The sequence below is a fragment of the Herbaspirillum huttiense genome (genome assembly GCF_004367745.1).
Lineage (GTDB): Bacteria > Pseudomonadota > Gammaproteobacteria > Burkholderiales > Burkholderiaceae_D > Herbaspirillum > Herbaspirillum huttiense.
Window position 1 is genome coordinate 2,318,950 of the sequence record NZ_CP037993.1, and the last position, 20,265, is coordinate 2,339,214.

Annotated in this window: 22 protein-coding genes and 1 tRNA gene; 17 read left to right on the plus strand and 6 right to left on the minus strand. The window is 57.1% G+C overall.

Annotated features, from left to right (window positions below; genetic code table 11):
• The first annotated feature begins 31 nt into the window (after window positions 1–31).
• The 5 genes from E2K99_RS10505 (at window position 32) to E2K99_RS10525 (ending at window position 2,540) form a co-directional block, all read left to right on the plus strand.
• Window positions 32–427 carry a putative holin gene (locus tag E2K99_RS10505; RefSeq protein ID WP_134222184.1) on the plus strand — a complete coding sequence of 132 codons (396 nt, stop codon included), beginning with the start codon at window positions 32–34 and terminating at the stop codon, window positions 425–427.
• The gene (locus E2K99_RS10510; RefSeq protein ID WP_134222185.1) at window positions 424–723 is read left to right on the plus strand and encodes a hypothetical protein; all 300 of its coding nucleotides are present in this window, start codon (window positions 424–426) and stop codon (window positions 721–723) included. The genes E2K99_RS10505 and E2K99_RS10510 overlap by 4 nt, the downstream gene beginning before the upstream one ends.
• Entirely contained in the window at window positions 708–1,361 is a 654-nt protein-coding gene (locus tag E2K99_RS10515) for a glycoside hydrolase family 19 protein (RefSeq protein WP_134222186.1), read from the plus strand. Before E2K99_RS10510 ends, E2K99_RS10515 begins: the two co-directional genes overlap by 16 nt.
• Window positions 1,358–1,861, plus strand: a complete 504-nt coding sequence (locus E2K99_RS10520) for a hypothetical protein (RefSeq protein ID WP_134222187.1) — start codon at window positions 1,358–1,360, stop codon at window positions 1,859–1,861. Before E2K99_RS10515 ends, E2K99_RS10520 begins: the two co-directional genes overlap by 4 nt.
• A gap of 328 nt (window positions 1,862–2,189) precedes the next feature.
• The gene (locus E2K99_RS10525; RefSeq protein WP_134222188.1) at window positions 2,190–2,540 is read left to right on the plus strand and encodes a hypothetical protein; all 351 of its coding nucleotides are present in this window, start codon (window positions 2,190–2,192) and stop codon (window positions 2,538–2,540) included.
• 236 nt (window positions 2,541–2,776) lie between these two features.
• Here the strand turns inward: E2K99_RS10525 and E2K99_RS10530 are convergent, their stop codons facing one another.
• Window positions 2,777–3,451, minus strand: a complete 675-nt coding sequence (locus E2K99_RS10530) for a hypothetical protein (protein WP_134222189.1) — start codon at window positions 3,449–3,451, stop codon at window positions 2,777–2,779.
• A 440-nt stretch (window positions 3,452–3,891) separates the two neighbouring features.
• On the opposite strand from E2K99_RS10530, the gene E2K99_RS25505 reads away from it, so the two are divergent.
• The 5 genes from E2K99_RS25505 to E2K99_RS10550 all read left to right on the plus strand — a co-directional run bounded on the left by E2K99_RS25505 (window position 3,892) and on the right by E2K99_RS10550 (window position 7,646).
• A tRNA-OTHER gene (locus E2K99_RS25505) sits at window positions 3,892–3,993 on the plus strand.
• 250 nt (window positions 3,994–4,243) lie between these two features.
• Complete coding sequence (locus E2K99_RS10535; RefSeq protein WP_134222190.1) at window positions 4,244–5,317, plus strand: acyltransferase family protein; 1,074 nt, start codon at window positions 4,244–4,246, stop codon at window positions 5,315–5,317.
• A gap of 425 nt (window positions 5,318–5,742) precedes the next feature.
• Window positions 5,743–6,963: a glycosyltransferase gene (locus tag E2K99_RS10540; RefSeq protein ID WP_134222191.1), complete on the plus strand. Its 1,221-nt coding sequence runs from the start codon at window positions 5,743–5,745 to the stop codon at window positions 6,961–6,963.
• Between the two features lie 100 nt (window positions 6,964–7,063).
• The gene (locus tag E2K99_RS10545) at window positions 7,064–7,285 is read left to right on the plus strand and encodes a hypothetical protein (RefSeq protein ID WP_134222192.1); all 222 of its coding nucleotides are present in this window, start codon (window positions 7,064–7,066) and stop codon (window positions 7,283–7,285) included.
• A 118-nt stretch (window positions 7,286–7,403) separates the two neighbouring features.
• Window positions 7,404–7,646 (plus strand): hypothetical protein, encoded by a 243-nt coding sequence (locus E2K99_RS10550; protein WP_034330072.1) that lies wholly within the window; start codon window positions 7,404–7,406, stop codon window positions 7,644–7,646.
• A gap of 87 nt (window positions 7,647–7,733) precedes the next feature.
• Here E2K99_RS10550 and dmeF read toward each other — a convergent pair whose 3' ends face one another.
• Together dmeF and E2K99_RS10560 are read right to left on the minus strand one after the other, a co-directional pair.
• Window positions 7,734–8,702 (minus strand): CDF family Co(II)/Ni(II) efflux transporter DmeF, encoded by a 969-nt coding sequence (gene dmeF / locus E2K99_RS10555; protein WP_134222193.1) that lies wholly within the window; start codon window positions 8,700–8,702, stop codon window positions 7,734–7,736.
• Between the two features lie 16 nt (window positions 8,703–8,718).
• The gene (locus E2K99_RS10560) at window positions 8,719–8,994 is read right to left on the minus strand and encodes a metal/formaldehyde-sensitive transcriptional repressor (protein WP_134222194.1); all 276 of its coding nucleotides are present in this window, start codon (window positions 8,992–8,994) and stop codon (window positions 8,719–8,721) included.
• Between the two features lie 255 nt (window positions 8,995–9,249).
• On the opposite strand from E2K99_RS10560, the gene E2K99_RS10565 reads away from it, so the two are divergent.
• Both E2K99_RS10565 and E2K99_RS10570 read left to right on the plus strand, forming a co-directional pair.
• Window positions 9,250–10,920, plus strand: a complete 1,671-nt coding sequence (locus tag E2K99_RS10565) for a methyl-accepting chemotaxis protein (protein WP_134222195.1) — start codon at window positions 9,250–9,252, stop codon at window positions 10,918–10,920.
• A gap of 425 nt (window positions 10,921–11,345) precedes the next feature.
• A complete protein-coding gene (locus E2K99_RS10570; protein ID WP_134222196.1) occupies window positions 11,346–12,425 on the plus strand; it encodes a glycosyltransferase family A protein in 1,080 nt (359 codons plus the stop codon).
• 20 nt (window positions 12,426–12,445) lie between these two features.
• Here E2K99_RS10570 and E2K99_RS10575 read toward each other — a convergent pair whose 3' ends face one another.
• From E2K99_RS10575 to E2K99_RS10585, 3 genes are read right to left on the minus strand one after another with little or no spacing between them, the layout of a single operon-like run.
• Window positions 12,446–13,972, minus strand: coding sequence for a hypothetical protein (locus E2K99_RS10575; protein ID WP_134222197.1), 1,527 nt, complete (start codon window positions 13,970–13,972; stop codon window positions 12,446–12,448).
• Window positions 13,969–14,397 (minus strand): GtrA family protein, encoded by a 429-nt coding sequence (locus E2K99_RS10580; RefSeq protein ID WP_134222198.1) that lies wholly within the window; start codon window positions 14,395–14,397, stop codon window positions 13,969–13,971. The genes E2K99_RS10575 and E2K99_RS10580 overlap by 4 nt, the downstream gene beginning before the upstream one ends.
• A gap of 2 nt (window positions 14,398–14,399) precedes the next feature.
• Window positions 14,400–15,347, minus strand: a complete 948-nt coding sequence (locus E2K99_RS10585; protein WP_134222199.1) for a glycosyltransferase family 2 protein — start codon at window positions 15,345–15,347, stop codon at window positions 14,400–14,402.
• Window positions 15,348–16,134: 787 nt separating this feature from the next.
• Between E2K99_RS10585 and E2K99_RS10590 the strand changes: the two genes are divergently transcribed.
• From E2K99_RS10590 to cheZ, 5 genes are all read left to right on the plus strand, one after another.
• Entirely contained in the window at window positions 16,135–17,007 is an 873-nt protein-coding gene (locus tag E2K99_RS10590) for a CheR family methyltransferase (RefSeq protein ID WP_134222200.1), read from the plus strand.
• The gene (gene cheD, locus E2K99_RS10595; protein WP_088753731.1) at window positions 17,004–17,609 is read left to right on the plus strand and encodes a chemoreceptor glutamine deamidase CheD; all 606 of its coding nucleotides are present in this window, start codon (window positions 17,004–17,006) and stop codon (window positions 17,607–17,609) included. Before E2K99_RS10590 ends, cheD begins: the two co-directional genes overlap by 4 nt.
• Before the next feature lie 69 nt (window positions 17,610–17,678).
• Window positions 17,679–18,755 carry a protein-glutamate methylesterase/protein-glutamine glutaminase gene (locus E2K99_RS10600; protein WP_134222201.1) on the plus strand — a complete coding sequence of 359 codons (1,077 nt, stop codon included), beginning with the start codon at window positions 17,679–17,681 and terminating at the stop codon, window positions 18,753–18,755.
• Between the two features lie 177 nt (window positions 18,756–18,932).
• Entirely contained in the window at window positions 18,933–19,328 is a 396-nt protein-coding gene (gene cheY, locus E2K99_RS10605; protein ID WP_006712751.1) for a chemotaxis response regulator CheY, read from the plus strand.
• A complete protein-coding gene (gene cheZ, locus E2K99_RS10610; RefSeq protein WP_134135248.1) occupies window positions 19,321–19,980 on the plus strand; it encodes a protein phosphatase CheZ in 660 nt (219 codons plus the stop codon). The genes cheY and cheZ overlap by 8 nt, the downstream gene beginning before the upstream one ends.
• Window positions 19,981–20,265 lie beyond the last annotated feature (285 nt).

A 20,265-nucleotide genomic window follows, 5' to 3' on the forward strand; every position in this document is an offset into this window, starting at 1 on the left:
CTGTGCGGGCTTTTTATTTTTTGGGGGATCAATGCCAGAACCAACAACCAGCGCGGCGGCGGGGTACGCCGTATCGATCGGCACTGTGACTCTGACTGGTGCATTTCTTGGCCTTCAGTATGACCTGCTACTGGCCGGCATCTTCGGGGGCTGCGTGGCGCTCTCGTTCACGCGGCAGACGCCGCTGCTGCGCATGGCGATCACGCTGATCACGAGTGCCTTGGTGGCTGCCTACGGCGGTCCGGTTGCCACAGCCTGGGCGGCGCAGTCGTCCTATTTCGAATGGACGGCCAAGATCCCAGAACAGATGCGCTTCTTCAGCGCTTTCGCCATCGGGGTGTGCTCGCAGACGCTGGTGCCGCTAGCACTGCAACAGCTGCAAAGTCGATTCGGAGGGGGTAATCCACAACCGGGAGCGCCCCAATGACGAACCATTATCTGTTGATCATCAATCTCGTGGCCGCCGGCCTGATCCTGCTGCGCGCGCTGTGCGCCCTCAACGAAATGACGCCTGGCGCAGAGCACCACCTTGACCGGCTGTTTTGCTCGGTCCTCGCCACCGGTGCCGTGGCGGTGCTATTGGGGCCGTTGTATGGCTACACGTCGCCGCAGACGGGCGAGGTGGCCATGAACACGGGGTTCGCCGGCCTCTACGCTGTTCCCTGGCTGTACGTCGCCACGCGCGAACGATTGAAAGGACGAATTCCATGGACCTCACGATAGACCAGCTGCGCCAGATCATGCCCGCCTCGATGCGGGCATCGTCTTTTCTGGGGTCGCTGAACGCCGCCATGCGCGAGTTTGGCATTGTCACCGCCCAGCGCCAAGGCATGTTCCTGGCCAACGTGGGCGCTGAGTCCGGGCAGCTCTCCACCCTGGTGGAGAACCTGAATTACAGCGCTGACCGGATCCGCCAGATCGGGAACGCTTCGCCAGCAGGTTCCCGCTGGCGCTCGCTGGTCCCGCGTGCAGTCGAACTGGCCGCAAATCCCGAGCGCATGGGAAATGCGGTCTACTGTAACCGGATGGGTAACGGCGACGAGGCGAGCGGGGAGGGGTTCTTGTATCGCGGCCGGGGTCTGCTGCAGACCACCGGCAAGACGAATTACATAGCCCTGATGATGGCCCTGGGCATTGATTGCGCTGTGCACCCCGAACTGCTGGAGCAGCCAGAGGGCGCGGCGCGTGCTGCTGCTTACTACTGGCACGCCAACGATCTGAGCGAGTATGCCGATGCCGGCGACTTCGATGGGGTGTGCGACATCATCAACATCGGGCGGAAGACTGCCGCTGTGGGTGATTCCATGGAATATGCCAAACGCCTGGCGTTGTACAAGAACGCGAAGCAGGTGCTGTCATGATGGCCATCCTTGGAATGCTGCGCATTGTCCCATCCTGGTGCTACTGGATACTGGCTCTAGTGGCGCTGTGCCTGGGCTGTGAGATCCACGGCGCCAGCCGCGTGCAGGCGAAGTGGGATGTACAGGTGAGGCAGCAGGCAGCCGCCGCCGAAGCCGCGCTGGAACTACGGCGCGAACAAAACCGGGCTATCGGTGCCGAGCAGGCGCTCAAGTCAGCCCAGATCCAGAAAGGAAGTGATGATGAAATGTCTCAAGTTCGCGCTGATCTGCGCAAGCCTAAGCGGCTGCGCCTCGGTGCAGCCTGGTGCGACGGTGGCACTGCCGGACTCGCCCAAGCCAGTGGCCCCGCCGGCGGCGATGCGGCCGGTACCGCCGGCCGGCTACTTCCTCCAGAGTTGGACAGCGCTGTTCGCGCGCTGATCGGCCAGGCCGAAGAGGCCGCAGCCACCGCCCGCGCGGCGCAGGCATTTATCCGAGAGAACGGGATGGCGCCCCCTTGACCCTGCTATAGTGCAGCCGCTGGCGATTCATTCCTCGTCGGTCCCCATTCCAGTGCAAACTGGACCTAACCCCGAGCTTCCCATGTGGAGGCTCGGGGCTTTTTTATTTATCGCCCTTACCTTATAACGTGAAAATATCGGCTTTGGCTTGTACGTGAGCCACATCGTCGTCGGAAGGTTATACTGTATATATGTACAGTATAGCGGGGCTAGTGTGAGCTTAACGCAGGAACAAATGGAGCCTCATCCGAAGGCTGACGATTTGGATATTCCTCCGGGGATAGGGCCTGGGCATGGTGCGCAGATGTGCAAGCCTCCACGAAGGGGTGTGCTGGTGACCGTCCGCTGCCTAAAGAGTCGAGGGGTAAATCTATCTGCATCGGAAAGGCGGAAGATCGCCCCTACTGTGGGTGAGCTGAAGATTTCTCGCGTCCATGATCGTGCCGAATTTCACGCTATCGCCGAAATCGTGAGTTTCAATGAGGAACTGGACGCGCATCTGCGGTATTTTCCAGCCAGGCTGATGTGCCTGCTGAATCCAGAAATCCTGTGGCTCGATGAGCGGGGGATGGTGATTTATGGAATTGAGCGCCTTGGGGGAATCGACGGCCCGCAAGTTTCTTACTGGCAGACATGGCAGGTTGCATTTGGGAAAGTTGAGGCCGGGCCGCCATTTTGAGGTGGCTTTCGTCATCGTTCCGCGACTGGAATCACCTCTAATATAGATATTGCCAAGCGCACAGCATCTGCTTTCCGAAGGACATAATTTACCTCTGTATCAACTAAACCGGCCCCATTCGCTGCGACTGGCAACCTAGGGCCGCCAAATGAAAATTAATTCTAAGGCCTCTTAGAGAGGCGTAAAAATGAAAGAGCCCGCGTACAGCGGGCTCTTTGGAGACGCATAAGCTATGCTTACTTAGCAATTTTCCCGAAGAAGCGTTCCAGTGAGTCGTCCAATCGCTTGATGTCCGTCTCAGTCCACACGACCGGGTCCAGTCCGCTCGGAGCTTCTGCGGAAACCGCACCAGTTGTCAGGTCCCTGATCAAGACGCTCACCTTTGGGTCTGTCTTCGCGGCATCTTCGATCGAGACGGTCTTGCCTTCGTATGCTGGATACATGACTAATCCTCTCGTAATAATTGCGTTTGTAATAACTTTATGTTCCACCAGATCACTCACATTGTGCTCTTTGGACTTCACCTTCAGAAATTTGACAGTTCCGCCGCTATATTGATCCCCTTCGTACGCGCTATTGACGGCGCGGAGGGCATCTTTGTTTTTGATCCAGCAAGTGTGAGCGGGTTTAGCCCCTGTTCCGGCGAAGCGGTAGAGGTCATCAGTGATCTTCTGCCCGTGCTCCATGACTTGGGCACCGGTGGCAGCATCGATAATGCACATCGCAAAGTTATCCTCGACACCAGGTCGCGGAAGTACCACCTTATTGGGTGACGCGATCCACTGCTTCCATTCGTCAATAAGTTTGCTGCGCCCAGCGAACAGTGCGCAGGCGCCCTCGGCTAACACAATCTTGTCAAAGCCCGTATCGTCAGCAAAGACGATTGCGTGTAGCACATCATTAGTCTTCAAGGTGCATGACCACCGCGAATCGCTAGCGACCACCCCCGCCTTGATGTCATAAACATTTGTTGTCATTATTTTTATGTAGCACAAAAAACAAGCTGTATAGCCTGTGGATAACTTTGTTAATAACTGTAGTATGGATGCAAAAAAAGCGACTCCCTAGGGTCGCCTATGCAATAAGACATCACCCCCAATGCAATGCCCGTGGGTCATTTGAAAGGATGCAGGCGAAGTGTAATCCCAAACTCAACAATTTGTCACCGGCTTTTAGGCAACAAACACTAAAAAAATGCAATGGTTTTTGGTCTTTTTTGAGTTAACTGAATGGATTTGTATGTCCATACTGTTTAAATACCCAGTTTTCGATTGGAAAATCACCTCTAATATATAGACGCTTAGGCATGCAGGATGCGCTTTTCACGCCGGGCAATGAAGCACTGTATATTAGGGGTGAAAACTGCCAAGGCAGAACCAGAGCGACCTTCGGTCATTACAAAACCTGCATGGGGTGCAAGGGGTCGTGTGTTCGAATCACACCGTCCCGACCAATAGAATCAAGCAGTTGCGGCGAAAGCTGCATGAACAACGGCAGTGATATCGGATTTCTGATATCACTGCCGTTTTGCTTTGTGTCGCAGAAGTTGGCAACTCAACTTGCTGAAAGCGGCATACTCCAACTAGCGCGCTGATCAGCGTCGCGGCTACGTGTCTTATTCTCGTAAGTTTTGCTGCAACTAAAAGAGCTCATCGGCTGTCCTCAATTGATTGAAAAGTTAATCTCAATCTAGGGGGCAGCGTATGAACAAAAAGGAGCATTTCCTGACGCTGGATGGCTTCAGGGGGGTCGCTGCAATTCTTGTGGTCTTGCGACACACAGTCCCCTATTTCGGGAAAAATCCTTTCTTTTCCAGTTATCTGGCGGTCGATTTGTTTTTCTTGTTAAGTGGCGTTGTTTTGGCGCGTTCTTACGAATCGAAATTGCAAAATGGGATGCCATTCCTTTCCTTTTTGAAGATTCGTCTGCTGCGGCTCTATCCCCTTTACTTTCTTGGAATGTGTGCAGGCATTGCGGCTGCCGCTTCTGAAGCGACCCCTTTTACTGGTTCGCTCTCTCTCGCGGCCGCGTTCGGTTTTTTACTGCTGCCCACTTTGTACAGCAGAGCACTTTTTCCTCTTAATGGACCTGCTTGGTCACTCTCGACCGAGTTGATTGTCAATTTGCTCTACGCTTGGAAGATCAGATATCTCAGCAACCGTGTTCTGCTCTCCATCATGGCATTTTGTATGTGCTGCCTGGTTGTGTTCATTGTTATCTGGCCTGCTCATAACTTTGATGCAGGGTTCATGAGAAAAACGTATTACGTTAGTTTTCTGCGGGTAGGCTTCTCATTTGCCGCCGGTGTGGTTTTGTATCGCTGGTATGTGAACAAAGAGCGTGATGTGGTCTTCAATAACCGCAGGACGAGCCTGAGTATGGTTGGCGTCATGTTGTTGCTGTGCGCGACGCCACCTCATATCGTACTTCCAGCCTATGATGCGTTGGCAGTAGCGATTGGTTTTCCCTTGCTCGTCTATGCCGGGATGCGGTTCCAGCCGACAGGTTTCATGGCCTCTCTTTGCAAGTTTTTGGGCGTGGTTTCTTATCCGATCTATATCATCCATAGTCCGTTGTCTGAATACATCAAGCATATGTTCCCATCGGTGGCAGGCCGCGGCGTGGAATCTTACGCGCCGCTGGGTGGCGTGATCATCCTCGTCTTCCTGATGTTGCTCGCCTGGTTGCTTCACCACTTTTACGATGAGCCGGTGCGCAATGCGATCAGCAGGTACTTGACGAAAATCTCGGCTAAAAAGGTCCGGGTCAACGTCTAACAACTGCGGGAGCAGGTCATGCAGATCCAATCGCTGACAGATGAAACCGATCTCAATAATGTTCGTCCCGACAGAGGAGCTGTTTTTAAATCAGTGTTTGCATTGTGCTATTATTTTGGGCGGGATTTGGTGCTTCGAACCCCAAGGGTATGGCCAAAGATTTCCAGTTTGCGATGTTTTTTGGTCGTCTCTTTATCGCATCGCAAGCATATATGAGCGTCAGTGTCTGCTCGAAACGGGTGATGGCGGTCGTTTATTCAAGCACTGGGCAAGGTTGTAAAGAAACCACCAGAAAGTGCGCTGGCATTTACCTCGGTCGTGCTTATCACGCTTCAACTCTGATTCGAACATCCATCGTGAGGTGATGTTCCAACATCATCTTCCTGTAGGCAAGGCCACAAGCGCGTTGCACATCTAACCGAGCCATGAAAAAAAAAATTGCGTATTTAATTAATCAGTATCCCAAAGTCAGCCATAGCTTCATTCGCCGTGAAATCGCTGCAGTTGAATCTCAAGGTTTTGATATTGATCGCATAGCGCTTCGTGGCTGGGATGCCGAGGTCGTCGATGAAGACGACCGCAGTGAGCGAGAGCGCACCCGCTATATTCTCAAGCATGGTATCTCTGGCTTATTGATCCCTGTGATTCGTCAAATGGTCGCCAACCCCAAAGGATTTTTCGCTGGACTCAGCCTGGCCTTCCGCATGGGCAGACGGGGCGACCGAGGCCTGATTTATCATTTGGTTTATCTCATGGAAGCAGCGCAGGTGGTGGAATGGACCCAAGCATTTGGTGCCAGCCATATTCATGCGCATTTCGGCACCAATTCCACCGAGATCGTCATGTTGGCACGCTGCCTCGGTGGTCCTGCCTACAGTTTTACGGTGCACGGTCCCGAGGAGTTCGACAAGCCAATGGCTTTGGGGTTGGATGAGAAAATACGTCGCTCCGCTTTTACCGTCGCTATCACTTCCTTTTGTCAAAGCCAGTTGTATCGTTGGGTAGAGCAGAGTGCTTGGTCGAAGGTAGCGATTGTGCATTGTGGTCTGGATCGCGGGTTTTATGCGGATTCGCCACTGCAGCCGCAGTCGGCAGCACGTCTGGTATGTGTCGGTCGGTTATGCGAGCAGAAAGGGCAGCTTCTGCTAGTCGAGGCAGCCGCCGCATTATTGCGCAAAGGCGTTGAGTTCGAATTAGTACTGGCCGGTGACGGAGAGATGCGCCCGCAGATCGAAGAACGTATTGCCTTTTACGGTTTGCAGGACAAGATCCGGATTACTGGCTGGATCAGCAGTCTTCAGGTACGCGAGGAATTGTTGGCTGCCCGCGCCATGGTGTTACCCAGTTTTGCTGAAGGTCTGCCCGTAGTTGTGATGGAGGCTATGGCCCTGCGCCGCCCTGTGCTCACTACTTTTATTGCCGGTATCCCTGAGCTGGTCCTGGATGGTGAGAATGGTTGGCTCTTTCCCGCAGGTGACGTTGCGCGTCTGATGGATTCCATGCAAGCCTGCTTGAGTGCTACGTCAGAACAGTTGCAGAGGATGGGCGAGTTTGCGCATGCGCGAGCCGTAGAGAGACACTCCATTGATACCGAGGCCGCCAAATTGGCCCGCCTGTTTTCTGCTTCGCAGGCCGCGGACAAATGAGGCAATAAAAGAGTGGGAAGCAATGATTTTGGGGGTGAGGGCAAGCATCATTGGTTTATGGCTAGCTGAAGCAGGGTTTCGGATTTTGCCTTGGATTTGAATGGTGCTGAAAAAACCGGAAGCCATGATCGGCGAACGAAGCACGCCGCAGCTGTCGGTCGTGGAAGTGATCATTGCGTGGGGGCTGCTGATCGCGATCGTGCTGGTCATTTCCGCCTTGGTCCAGCGGTTCGTGGAAACTCCTTTGCGCTCCAGGTCGCGGCGTCTCGCGGAAAGATGGTGGCGTGCAGAAACACATCCCGCCTCCCGGCAGGTTACATAAACACACAATTTCAGGTCCGCCCGCTTCTGATTTGGCTCGTTATCTGTTCACCACCATCGTGGTCAACGGCGTCTGCTCACGCCGTCACATTCCGCCAAACAAGATCAGGAGCAAGACCATGAAATCCCTACTATTGATCCCGGCACTGGCCGCGGCCTTCGGCCTGAGCGGCTGCGTGGTGACCCCGCCCACGGTACGCCCGGCCTATGTGGCCCAGCCGGCCTACGTTGCGCCGCCGGGGGTGGTGTACGTGCAGCCCACCTATGCTTCGCCCGGTCCGGGCTGGGTCTGGGAATATCACTCCTACTATGGCTGGGGCTGGCATCATCCGCACTACGGCTGGCATCGCGGCTGGCGCTGAGCCAGCACGCTGCACCCGGCAGATGTAAAGACAGCGGCCTCGGCCGCTGTCTTTTTGTTCATCGTTTCACGCCAGCCTGCCGCTCACTCATCTGGCCTGATGCAGTTCCAGCGTCAGATGGCGCAGCTCGCTCACCGCCGCCAGTTTTTCCCGCAAGCGAGCTTCCGTGACGGACTGGCCGCCGGACACGCTCACGATCGCCGCGCGCGCCGCGGGCCCGATGCGCCAGACGTGCAGGTCCTCGATGTGCACCGCTTCGTCCGCCAGCGCCTGCTCGATGCGTGCCGCGACCTGTGCATCGGTCACATCCAGCAGCACCGCAGCGCTGCTTTGCAACAGGCTCCACGACCAGCGCGCAATCACCACCGCACCCACCACGCCCATCAGCGGATCCAGCCAGGTCCAGCCCAGGTAGAGGCCGGCCAGCAGGGCGGCAATGGCCAGCACCGAGGTGAGGGCGTCGGCCACCACGTGCAGGTAGGCAGAGCGCAGATTGTTGTCGTGGCCGTCATGGTGATCGCCGTGATGGTCATGGTGTTCTTGGTGCGCATGCCCGTGATGCGCATGACCGTGCGGATGATCGTGGGCATGCTCGTGTCCATGATGCCCTTCCATGAGCAACAAGGCACTGGCGATGTTGACGATCAGTCCGACGATGGCAATCGGGATCGCCTCGCCAAAATCCACCGTGCTCGGACTGGCCAGCCGCCACACTGATTCGCCGCCAATGCCGATGGCGATCACCGCCAGCACCAGCGCCGATGCAAAACCGGCCAGGTCGCCGACCTTGCCGGTGCCGAAGCTGAAACGGCCATCATGCGCGTGGCGGCGTGCAAACACGTAAGCACCGGCAGCAATGGCCAGCGCGCCGGTGTGGGTGGCCATGTGGAAACCGTCGGCCAGCAGGGCCATGGAACCCGTGAAGTAGCCGGCGGCGATCTCGGCCACCATCATCACGGCGGTCAAGGCCACCACCCACAGCGTGCGGCGGGTGTTGCGGTCATGGTTGGCACCCAGATACATATGCTCGTGGCGGTAAGTGGCGGGACTGGTCATGGCGTCTCCTTCGACTTCATTTGGCATAGCGCCGAATTGCCTCCAGGACTTCTTCCAGTCCCTGTTGGCGTTGTTCATCGGTCAGGCCGGGGGCGGCCACGTGTTCCCGCGCATGCGCCTCAATCAGCTCGTCCATCAGGCCATGCACGGCGCCACGGATGGCTGCCGCCAGATGCAAAGTCTTGGCACAGTCGGCTTCGGCCTCCAGTGCGCGTTCCAGTGCCTGCACCTGGCCGCCGATGCGACGCACGCGCTTGAGCAGGGCATCCGTCTGTTGTGTGAGATGGGCCATATACCATACCCCCCTATCCTATTAAAGGAGGGGATTATAGCGTCATTGCGCTGGACAAGTGCAATTGGCCTTGGAGCAGGGGTACCGGCGCTCTTGTGCTGTGGCAATATGGCTATATGGCTATATGAAGCTTTGTTCATTCAGTTACGCGTAAGCTGGCCGCTATAGCCTCTGGACAATGCGGCGTGTTTCGTCCGCACTCAAACCTGTAATGGATCAGGTGAAGAAAAGCGGAAAATCCGCGAGGAGACAAGGATGGGGAAGAACAAGGGAGCCGGTGCATCCGCCCGGGCATGGACGGGTGGATTGCCCTGGGTGGCGGGCCTGGTGCTGGGCGGGGCAGGGGCCCTGGTCCTGCACGCGGCCGGTGCCGCGCAATGGCTGAGCGCGCCCGGCTGCAGCGGCGTGGCCGTGGTGCTGGGGCTGGCCGGGTTTGCCCTGGCGCAGCGGCGCGCACAGCCCGGAGAAGGACAACTGGTCGACAAGATCAGCGGCGAGATCGATCACATCATGATCGGGGCGGCGGAGACCTCCTTCTTTGTCGATACCATCAAGACCAAGATCAGCAAGGACGTCGTCGCCGCCGACCGCATCGCGGCCAGTGCCGAGCAGAACGCCGCTACCACTGAACAGATTGCCGCCAATGCCGAGCGCGCCTCGGCCATTGCGGCGGAGGTGCGTACCGAGAGTGTCAGCGGCCGCTCGGAAGTGGATCGCGGCCTGCAGCAGATCGGGCAGGCCCGCACGGATGCCTTGTCGGCCTCGTCGATGATGGCGCAGCTGCAGGAAAAGTCGCGCCGCATCCACGGTATCACCGAAGTCATCAGCGAGATCGCGGCCCGCACCAACCTGCTGGCCCTGAACGCCGCCATCGAGGCGGCGCGCGCCGGCGAGCAGGGGCGCGGGTTTGCCGTGGTGGCGGGCGAAGTGCGCCAGCTGGCCCAGCGGACCAAGGAAGCCACGGATGATATCGGCGTGATGGTGCGGGCCATCACCGAAGAAGCCGAGCGCGCGGCGACCGGCATGAATTCGCTCAGCAGCCGGGTGCTGGAGGCAGCCCAGAATGTGGAGAAGGTACACGGCCTGCTCAACAGCATCGAACGCTCTTCCAGCCAGTCGCAGGAGCAGATCGAGGAGATCGCGGTGGCCTCGCGCGAACACGTGCAGACCACGCAGGAGATCGCCGAGGCCATCACCGACATCCGCAACGGCATGCTGCACACCGATCAGGAACTGCCGCGCGTGGCGGCGTCCGCCATGGTGTTGTCGGAGCGTGCCGAAGCGGTGTTCGAAGCCATCATCGATGGCGGCGCCCGCAGCGGACACGACGATATCCGTGTCGCCGCCACGGGGGCGGCGCAGGCCGTAGGCAAGCTGTTCGAGAACGCGATCCGTTCCGGCCAGATCAGTGAGGCGGCCCTGTTCGACCGTACTTACAAGCCTATCCCCAACACCTCGCCGCAGAAGCATTCCAGCCAGTTCGACGGCTTTACCGACCGGGTGCTGCCAGCGATCCAGGAAGCCCTGCTGGCCAGCATGCCGCAACTGGCCTACGCGGGTGCAGTGGACAACAACGGCTACTTCCCGACCCACAACAAGAAGTTCTCCCAGCCCCTGACCGGCGACTACGACACCGATCTGGTCAACAACCGCACCAAACGCATCTTCAGCGACCGCACCGGCAAGCGCTGCGGAGCCAATACCAGGCCCTTCCTCCTGCAGACCTACAAGCGCGACACTGGCGAGGTCATGCACGACCTGTCGGTGCCGATCTACGTGAACGGCAAGCACTGGGGCGGCTTCCGGGTGGGGTATCGCTCCAGCCACGCACCGGCCTCCGGCGATGCGGTGCCGGCCAAAACGCCGGTGCCTGCCGCGGCCGCACCCCGGCTGGCGTCCGCGGGCACGCGCGCGCTGCGGCGCTGAGGGCGGGACCTGGCGGGGCCATGCCTCACCCCGTCAGATTTGCTTGACACTCCGTAGAGCTTGATAGACTATTCGACAAGTATTTGCAGTGCAGCATAAACCGCCCGCCAGAAGGTCGCGTTGCTTGTTGCGCCATCGCAATGAGGCAGGCGCCACTGTCTTTTTATGTGTGCGGCCTGCTGGTCAGGCATCGGCTCAGCCGTGCCGCGCGCCTCGCTCCTGCAGGGGGATGAAGGCGCTGCCCGGCGATGCGTCGCTGTTGCCGCATGGACGGCTTGCGCTGGTCAGCTCATCCCTGAACTGTTGGCCAGGTGGCTCGTCCAAGCCTCTCATTGCAAGGATGACTGGCGGGGCAATGCGCCGACTGTCCCGCGCCAGGTCTTGTGCGCGGATGGATCTCAATCATTTGATTATGGAGTGTGACGATGGCCACCATCGACGTCTTGTTGCCGGTGAAGAATGGCGTGGATTTCCTGGCAGAGTCCCTGGACAGCCTCAAGGCACAGAGTTTCAAGGACTGGCGTGTCCTGGTGCTGGATCACGGCTCGGATGACGGCAGCGCCGAAATGGCCGCGCGCTATCACGAGGCCGATCCGCGTATCGAACTGCATTCCTTCCCCGAGGCGGATGGCTTGTCCGGCCTGCTCAACAAGGGCCTGGAGATCAGCGATTGCCGCTATGTCATGCGGCATGATGCCGATGATGTCTGCTACCCGGAACGCATGGCGCTATCGCTGGCAGCCTTCGAGCAGGACCGCCAGTGCGTGGCCATCGGTGGCCAGGCCGACGTGATCAATGCTGCCGGCGCGCCGATCGGCGACATGTCGATGCCCATCGGCCGGCTGCGCGTCGGTGCCGCCAGCCTGTTCCGCAATCCGATTGCACACCCCACGGCGATGCTGGAATTTGCCCAGGTGCAGAAGGCCGGCATCCGTTACGGCAGCGATTTCATGGGCGTCTTCGCTCCTGAGCAGCAGATGGTCGTCAAGAACCTGGCGGAAGATTACTTCCTGTTCGGTCAACTGGCCGTGCAGGGCAAGTGCAACAACGTGCCGCACAAGCTGATCAAGTATCGTTGGCACGGTAACAACGTCAGTGCACGTCGCTTCGATGATCAAATGAAAGTCTCGCTGCAGATTTCGCGTTATCTCTCCCGCGCTTTTGCGCAGATGAAGCAGCAGCCTTATTTCGATCCGGCGCCTTTCTGCAATCATGGCGGGATCTTGTTCGAATTGGAGGGCCGCAGCGATTTCTCGGCGGAATTCGAACGCATGGCTGCCAGCGTGCGTGCCGGTTTTGAGGGATCGCCGGAGGTCGAGCGTGAACTGCGGTTCCGCAAGATCGCCGACACCCGCAACAGCGCCTTGCTGCTGTGGCGTTACTTCCTGTTCCAGTCGCGCGAAGTGCCGGAGACCGGCGAGTGGAACGCGATCCGTTCCTGGCTGATTCGCCGCCTGCCCGGCAAGCGCCGCATGAGTGTCCTGCCGGAAGGTGTGCCGGCCTGAATCTTGCTGAACGGACTGACTCAGGCGCTGGGCAGCCTTGGAGTATCAGTTGCGGTACTTTCTTTAATTTTTGCTGATCCGGTTCCGTTCAGTAATATGGCAAGTGCTAGCAGTTCTACGATCCACAAAATCCGTGCTTGGTAGCGGTCATGAGGCGTGGAGAACCCGCCACATATTGCAGCGTTAATCAGTAGGCTCAGCAGTGATAATGAGATGATCAGAGCGCCACGATACTCTCGACGCCGATAGCAGATAAGCGCGCCGCCCAAGCACACTGGAACAGAAACTAGCGTGGCAATTTTTATGGCGAGTTCCGAATAACTCATATCAAATTCGTCCAATCCTGCCTTGGTACGCCGCATGAGCTCGGCCTCCTCCCCAGGAATTTTTCTGGCAAAATTCTCCATCTCAGACTGGGAGTATGCAAATTCGCTTAGTCCAATCGCGCCGAATTGATGTGCCGCATTTTTAAGTGAGTTGAAGAGCACTTCGAGGGGATAACTAGCAAATACTGCTTTTGCAAAGGCGAAGTCCTGTTGTCCGAGTTTCAACCGAGCCTCTTTATTCGCTAGGGTAAATACGCCCACGCCAGGTACCTTGCTCCATAGGAACTCATCTGAGGTATGTTTGTGAAAGTCGTTAGGATAGTTGCACACCTGCAGCTGTTTGTTAGCGCAATGCTCTCTGATGAAGGCTTCACCTGGACCATCCGCCACTAGTCGCGCTGTCAAGAATGGCGGTCGAATCGGAGGGGTATGCGTTATACGTTCAATTGCGTAACCAAAAAGCGCTTCTCCTAGTACCCCAACTGCAATAAAGCCCCCGATACATGCCAGATCGCTCTTGGAGATCAATCTGAGTTGCCGGAGACTTGCACAAAGAACGAAGAACGCGACCAGCGTAATGGAAAAAATTAGAATATTTCCGCTATGAAACAATGCGGCCAGCGCAATGCAAACCGCCCAGAAAATACGCGAGCTCACCGGTGCCTGGGGCTGCAGCAGAAATCCAGCCATTGCCGCCACCCCGAGTCCGGCGAAAATATCCGGCATGAGCATGCTGGCAAAGAACGGAAGAGGGCTGGCAATTGCCAAACAAAGTAATACCAGCGCAATCGCCCCGTAAGTGATTATGAAATATCCTCGCAAGAGAGTGGATATCATAGTCACCGCAAAGAGTGCTTGAACGAAAGAGACGAATTTCAGCCCAAATAGACTTGCTACTACGAATACGAATGCCCCGTAGTAGATCGATCGCCCTGAGATTACCCCGCTTTTTTCTGGGGAGCTAGCATGCTCTTCGTCGGAGTTGACTGGTGTTTCACTAGCATTCCGTGTACTGGATGCTCCGCCTTGCTTAGGTCGCAGCCACTGACTTGCCAAATCTGTCTTGACGAAATAATCAAGCGCACTCGCTGCTCCTTTAATGTAGGCAGTCGTATCAGGAAAAAAAAACGGTTGTCCGTTAAACCAGGTGGGCCAACTCAAAACAAAAGGTAGCAACAAGAAAACAATCCACTGGCTAAGGCTGAAATTGTTGTTTTTCATGGGGCGGCATTCTTGATGTTAAATACAAATAGACGGGCCATCAAAAAGTTAATGACCAGACCCGCCAAACTACCAATGGCAACAGAGGCCCATGGATTGTGCTGGGCGTACGAAAAACATCCATATACCAGCAGCGATACCAAAGCATTTACTGCCGCTCCTGGCAACTGTGAGAGCACAAATTTCAAGAGTTGAAGCCACCGATCCTCTGAGGCTGGAGGATCGGATTTTGAACTGAAGGTGTAGGTACGATTAAGCCACCAAGAGGCGGTCACGGCTAAAGCAATGCTTAATATTCGAGATAAACCTGAGTGCTCGATCAATTTGATAAAGATCCAGAAGCAACTGGCGTCAAAGACAAAGACCACTCCGCCGACGCATGCAAATTTTAAAAATTTTAAAATCGTCGTTGAGCCAGTTTGCATCTTCAGCCTCCGCTGGAATACCTGGTTGTTGCCAAGAATGCTAGCTGTTTGGCCTCTCTTCGTCCTTGCGTTACTGATGCCAGTATCAGGCCACAAATAACGCTCAGTATCGCGAGGGACATGAGCAGACCAGCTAAGATGGCAGTGGGAAGCCTGGGCACCAAACCAGTTTCGAAATACTGGACTAACACAGGGATCAGGAATCCAATCGAAAGAAAGGCTGTGATAGCGGCGAAAGTATTGAACAGCAGTGATGGACGTTCCAGCTTGACAAGCTTGATGATCATCCAAAGGATTTTCAGGCCGTCTTTATAGGTGCTCAATTTGCTGTGTGATCCCTCAGGTCGGGCACCATAATTAGTCTCAAAATCTTCACTGCGCATGCGTAGCTCAAGACTATGCACCGTAATTTCGGTTTCGATTTCGAATCCTGTGGAGACCACTGGGAAGGATTTAACAAATCGGTGAGAAAATACGCGATAACCCGTCAACATGTCTTTGGTAACGCGACCAAATAACCTCGAAACAATGGTGGTCAGCAGCCAGTTGCCGAATTCATGTCCCTGTCGATAAGCGGCCAGCGCATTCGAGTGGCGCACGCCGTTGACGCAATCAAGATTTTTGTCGATAAGCTGCCGAATCATTTGCGGTGCGACTTGAGCATCATAAGTATCGTCGCCATCTACTAAGACATAAATGTCTGCGTCGACATCGGAGAACATTCTGCGCACGACATTCCCTTTCCCCTGAAGTAATTCGGGAAAGACGCTGGCTCCAGCGGCAAGAGCTTTCTCTCCCGTTCCGTCTTTGGAGTTATTGTCATAGACGTAAACTTGAGCACTTGGTAAGGCGCGTTTGAAGTCGGAGACGACCTTTCCGATCGTTGCTGCCTCGTTGTAGCATGGAACTAGTATCGCTACGGAAAAATCTGAAATTTCCTTTTTGATCATGTACCGCCCCCTTGATGTAAAAATTGCTAAATAAATAACCAATTCATTTGCAAGTTACAGCGGTGCAACTCCTGCTCTCTCATAGACGAGAGTTGTTATTTGTGAAATCTGACTTCTGGTATTTGTACGAGCTCAGGCGCTAGGTTTCCCCAACTAATCCTCGTGCCCACCTTCCTTGCACAAGCCCCCCATGGCTTTCCGGTTGTGAGCAGCAATTTTTATTGTTTATTTTATATTGTTCCGATTTTGCACTGCATCATTTGACATTGTCAATATTGCACGCATTGTGTGTGCGTAAAATGTGAGCTTAGAGGATGTGGGTACAACACCGCGTTTGTTGCGATGGAGATAGGCTCCTTTGAGTCGGCCCGCAAATGTTGAGCAGAGGGCCTTTCTTCTTGGCGGTAGCTGCGTGTGAATTGGGTGCGGCCAAGGTGCTGTGCGAGCGGAATTTCACTGCCAATCCCCTAACGCCTGCTCGTTACCGAATTCTCCTCGAAGCGCCGTGGAGGCCATCGAAGGGTCTCATAGGGGCTGGGCGCGCGCGGTGAGCAGTCTGTCCTCATGCTCCCCGTGAGGATTTAAAAGGATTGAAAAATCTATGCACGGCTATCCCCGATTGACTTGTCGCAATAGGGGGGTAAAACCGTTTCATTTCCAAGGCTGATTCGCTTGACCCCGCCAGGCGGCTGATAGATTATGCGCCAAGGGGATGTCCGCCCAGATGGGGCGGGCGACAGATAGCAAGCAGCGCCGCGACGTGCGCTGCGCCAGGGAAGGGAAGACAGTGAAGCCGACGGTACCAGGCAAGGGCGAATCATCCGGCAAGGAGTTCGATTTCAACAGCCGTGATTTCGAGCGAGTGCGTGGCCTGATCTACCAGCGGGCCGGCATCGCATTGGCCGACAGCAAGCAGGAAATGGTTTACAGTCGCCTCGCGCGACGCCTGCGCGCCACCGGCATCACTTCCTTCCAGCAATACCTGGACATGCTGGAGCGCACCCACGACTCCGAAGAGTGGGAAGCCTTCACCAATGCGCTGACCACCAACCTCACCTCGTTCTTCCGCGAGGCGCACCATTTCCCCATCCTCGCCGACTTCCTCAAGACCCTGAAGGAACCCGCGACCATCTGGTGTTCGGCTGCCTCCACCGGAGAGGAACCCTATACCATCGCCATGACCGCCTGTGAAGCCTATGGCTCGATGACGCCGCCCGTACAGATCGTGGCCACCGACATCGATACCAATGTGCTGGCCACCGGTGCCAATGGCGTCTATCCCATGGAGCGCATCGAGAAGATGTCGCCCGAGCGCGTCAAGAAGTTCTTCCTGCGCGGCAAGGGCAGCCATGAAGGCTACGTGCGCGTGCGTCCCGAATTGCGCAAGCTGATCACCTTCAAGCAACTGAACCTGCTGGGCGATGGCTGGCCCCTCAGCGGCCAGTTCGACGTGATCTTCTGCCGCAACGTGATGATCTATTTCGACAAACCTACCCAGAGCAAGATCCTGTCCCGATTCGTACCCTTGATGAAGCCTCACGCCTTGCTGTTCGCCGGCCACTCGGAGAACTTCCTGTATGTCTCCGACGCCCTCAAGCTCAAGGGCAAGACGGTCTATGAGCTCAACGCCAACCAGCGCGTCGTGAGGGCCAAGCCATGAGCCACGCCTCGGAGCAGATTGCCACCAATCTCTACTACGACCGCACTTTCGATTGCGACGCGGCCAAGATCCTGCCGGGCGAGTACTACTTCACCAGCAAGGACATGATGATCGTCACCGTGCTGGGCTCCTGCGTCTCGGCCTGCATCCGTGACCGCGTCTCCGGCATCGGCGGCATGAATCACTTCATGCTGCCCGATGGCGGCGGCGACGATGGCAGCCCGGTGTCGGCCTCGGCGCGCTATGGCACCTATGCCATGGAAGTGCTGATCAACGAAGTGCTCAAGTCCGGCGCGCGGCGCGAGAACCTGGAGGCCAAGGTGTTCGGCGGTGGCAACGTGCTGCGCGGCTTTTCGGCCATCAACGTGGGCGAGCGCAATGCCGAATTCGTGCGGCGCTATCTGAAGGCCGAAGGCATCCGCGTGGTCGCCGAAGACCTCAATGACATTTATCCGCGCAAGGTGTACTTCTTCCCGCGTACCGGCAAGGTGCTGGTCAAGAAGCTGAAGCAGATGCACAACGACACCCTGGTGAACCGCGAAAAAGCCTACGCCAGCAAGCTGGTCACCAAGCCGGTCGGCGGCGAGGTGGATCTGTTCTGATGGGGCAGGGTGGACGACACCCGACCCATCTCAGGGCAACCTGCAACATTGAGTTTGAGTGATTGAGTGATGAAAATTAAAGTTCTTATCGTCGACGATTCGGCACTGATCCGCAGCGTGATGCGCGAGATCATCGGCAGCCAGCCGGACATGGAAGTGGTGGGTGTGGCGCCGGACCCGATCATTGCCCGCGAGCTGATCAAGCAGACCAATCCGGACGTGCTGACCCTGGACGTGGAAATGCCGCGCATGGATGGCCTGGATTTCCTGGAAAAGCTGATGCGCCTGCGCCCCATGCCGGTGGTGATGGTGTCCTCGCTGACCGAACGCGGCTCCGAAATCACCCTGCGTGCACTGGAGCTGGGTGCGATCGATTTCGTGACCAAGCCCAAGATCTCGATCCAGAGCGGCATGCAGGAATATGCCGACATGATCGCCGACAAGATCCGCGCCGCCGCCAAGGCGCGCGTGCGCGCCCGTCCGTCGCGCGCCGCCGAGCAGTCGGCTACGCCCGGCGAGGTCTTGCCGCAGATCCGCAATCCGCTCACCAGTAGCGAAAAACTGATCATCATCGGTGCCTCCACTGGCGGCACCGAAGCCATCAAGGAATTCCTGATCCGCATGCCCTCCGACTGCCCGGGCATCCTGATCACCCAGCACATGCCGGAAGGCTTTACGCGCTCCTTCGCCCAGCGCCTCAACAACCTGTGCAAGATCTCGGTGGTGGAGTCGGCCGGCAACGAACGCGTGCTGCCTGGCCATGCCTACATCGCGCCGGGCCACTCGCACCTGAAACTGGTGCGCAGCGGTGCCAACTACATGACCCAGCTCGACCAGGGCCCGCCGGTGAACCGGCATCGTCCTTCGGTGGATGTCCTGTTCCAGTCGGCCGCTACCTGTGCCGGCAAGAACGCGGTCGGCGTGATCCTGACCGGCATGGGCAAGGATGGTGCCCAGGGCATGCTGGAGATGCGCAATGCCGGGGCCTACAACTTTGCCCAGGATGAAGCATCCTGCGTGGTCTTCGGCATGCCGCGCGAAGCGATTGCCATCGGGGCCGCGCACGAAGTGCTGTCGCTGCAATCCATGCCGGGGCGAGTGCTGGCGTGGCTGGCAGAACACGGAAGCCGCGCATTGCGGGTATGAAGCATTTTTCAGCGCTTATTGTTCTGCCAATTTTGTTTTGCTGCACTACAATGCGTTGCAGATAAGAGGCAGCATGGGCTCTCCCGCCCGTGCTGAGGTAAAAAAGAGAGGTCGGTTCAAGTTCGTTGCGCAACTTGCCGATCATCAAGAATTCAATTGTTCAGATGGAGTCTTAGCATGTCGGGTCCCAATACCAAGTTCTTAGTCGTCGATGACTTTTCGACCATGCGCCGCATCGTGCGCAACCTGCTCAAGGAATTGGGCTACACCAACGTGGACGAGGCCGAAGACGGCGTGCAGGCGCTGCAGAAACTGCGCAGCGACCAGTTCGACTTCGTCGTCTCCGACTGGAACATGCCCAACATGGATGGCCTGACCATGCTGCAGGAAATCCGCAAGGATCCGGCCCTGTCCAAGCTGCCCGTGCTGATGGTGACGGCCGAAGCCAAGAAGGAAAATATCGTCGCCGCCGCCCAGGCCGGTGCCAATGGCTACGTGGTCAAGCCTTTCACCGCGGCGACGCTGGATGAAAAGCTGGGCAAGATCTTCGAAAAAATGGCCGCAGGTGGCTGAGGTGGACAACGCCGCTCATCCTGCTCGCACGCCCTCCGCCGAGGGCACCGGGGTCAACGACGAGGTGCTGGTCCGTATCGGCCACATGACGCGCAACCTGCACGACAGCTTGCGCGGCCTGGGCTTCGACCGGCTGCTGGAAAAAGCCGCCAGCGACATGCCGGACGCGCGTGACCGCCTGGAATACGTGGCCCGCATGACCGAACAGGCCGCCCAGCGCGTGCTCAACGCTACCGAACTGGCGAGCCCGCTGCAGGAGCGCATCAATGAAGGTGCCAGCGAGCTCAAGGCGCAATGGGATGCGGCTGCTACCGGCAGTTTTGCCGAAGCCGATGTCCGCGCGCTGGCGGCGAAGACCTCCGCCTTCCTGGCCCAAACCAGCGAAGACAGCAGCGTCACCAAGCAGCAACTGCTGGACATCATGATGGCGCAGGACTTCCAGGATCTGACCGGCCAGGTCATCAAGCGCGTCACCAAGCTGGCGCACGACCTGGAATCGCAACTGGTGCAGCTGCTGGTGGACTACGCGCCCACCGAGACCAAGCGCGAGGATACGGGACTGCTCAACGGTCCCCAGATCGATCCTGCCGGCAAGGATGTCATCGCCAACCAGGGGCAGGTGGACGACCTGCTGGAGAGTCTGGGCTTCTGAAGCCGGTTTCTCCGCATCTCCCGACCCGGATAGACGCTTCGGCACTTGTCAATCAGGCAAGTCCGGAGCGTTTTGTCTTGATGTGGCCGCTACGCCACGCCGTGCGGGCTTTTCAGGCCGGGCAGGTGGCCGCAAGTGCCCGTCCAGCTTGACTTTCTTCACATTTTGACGGCCCGATACGCAGCGTTTTGTCCAAGGCAGACCCTTGCGGTTTTGCCTAGTCCGAAATGGGGGACCTTTTCGCCCCTATTCCCCTGATGATCCGGGCGGCCGCTCGCCAATAAT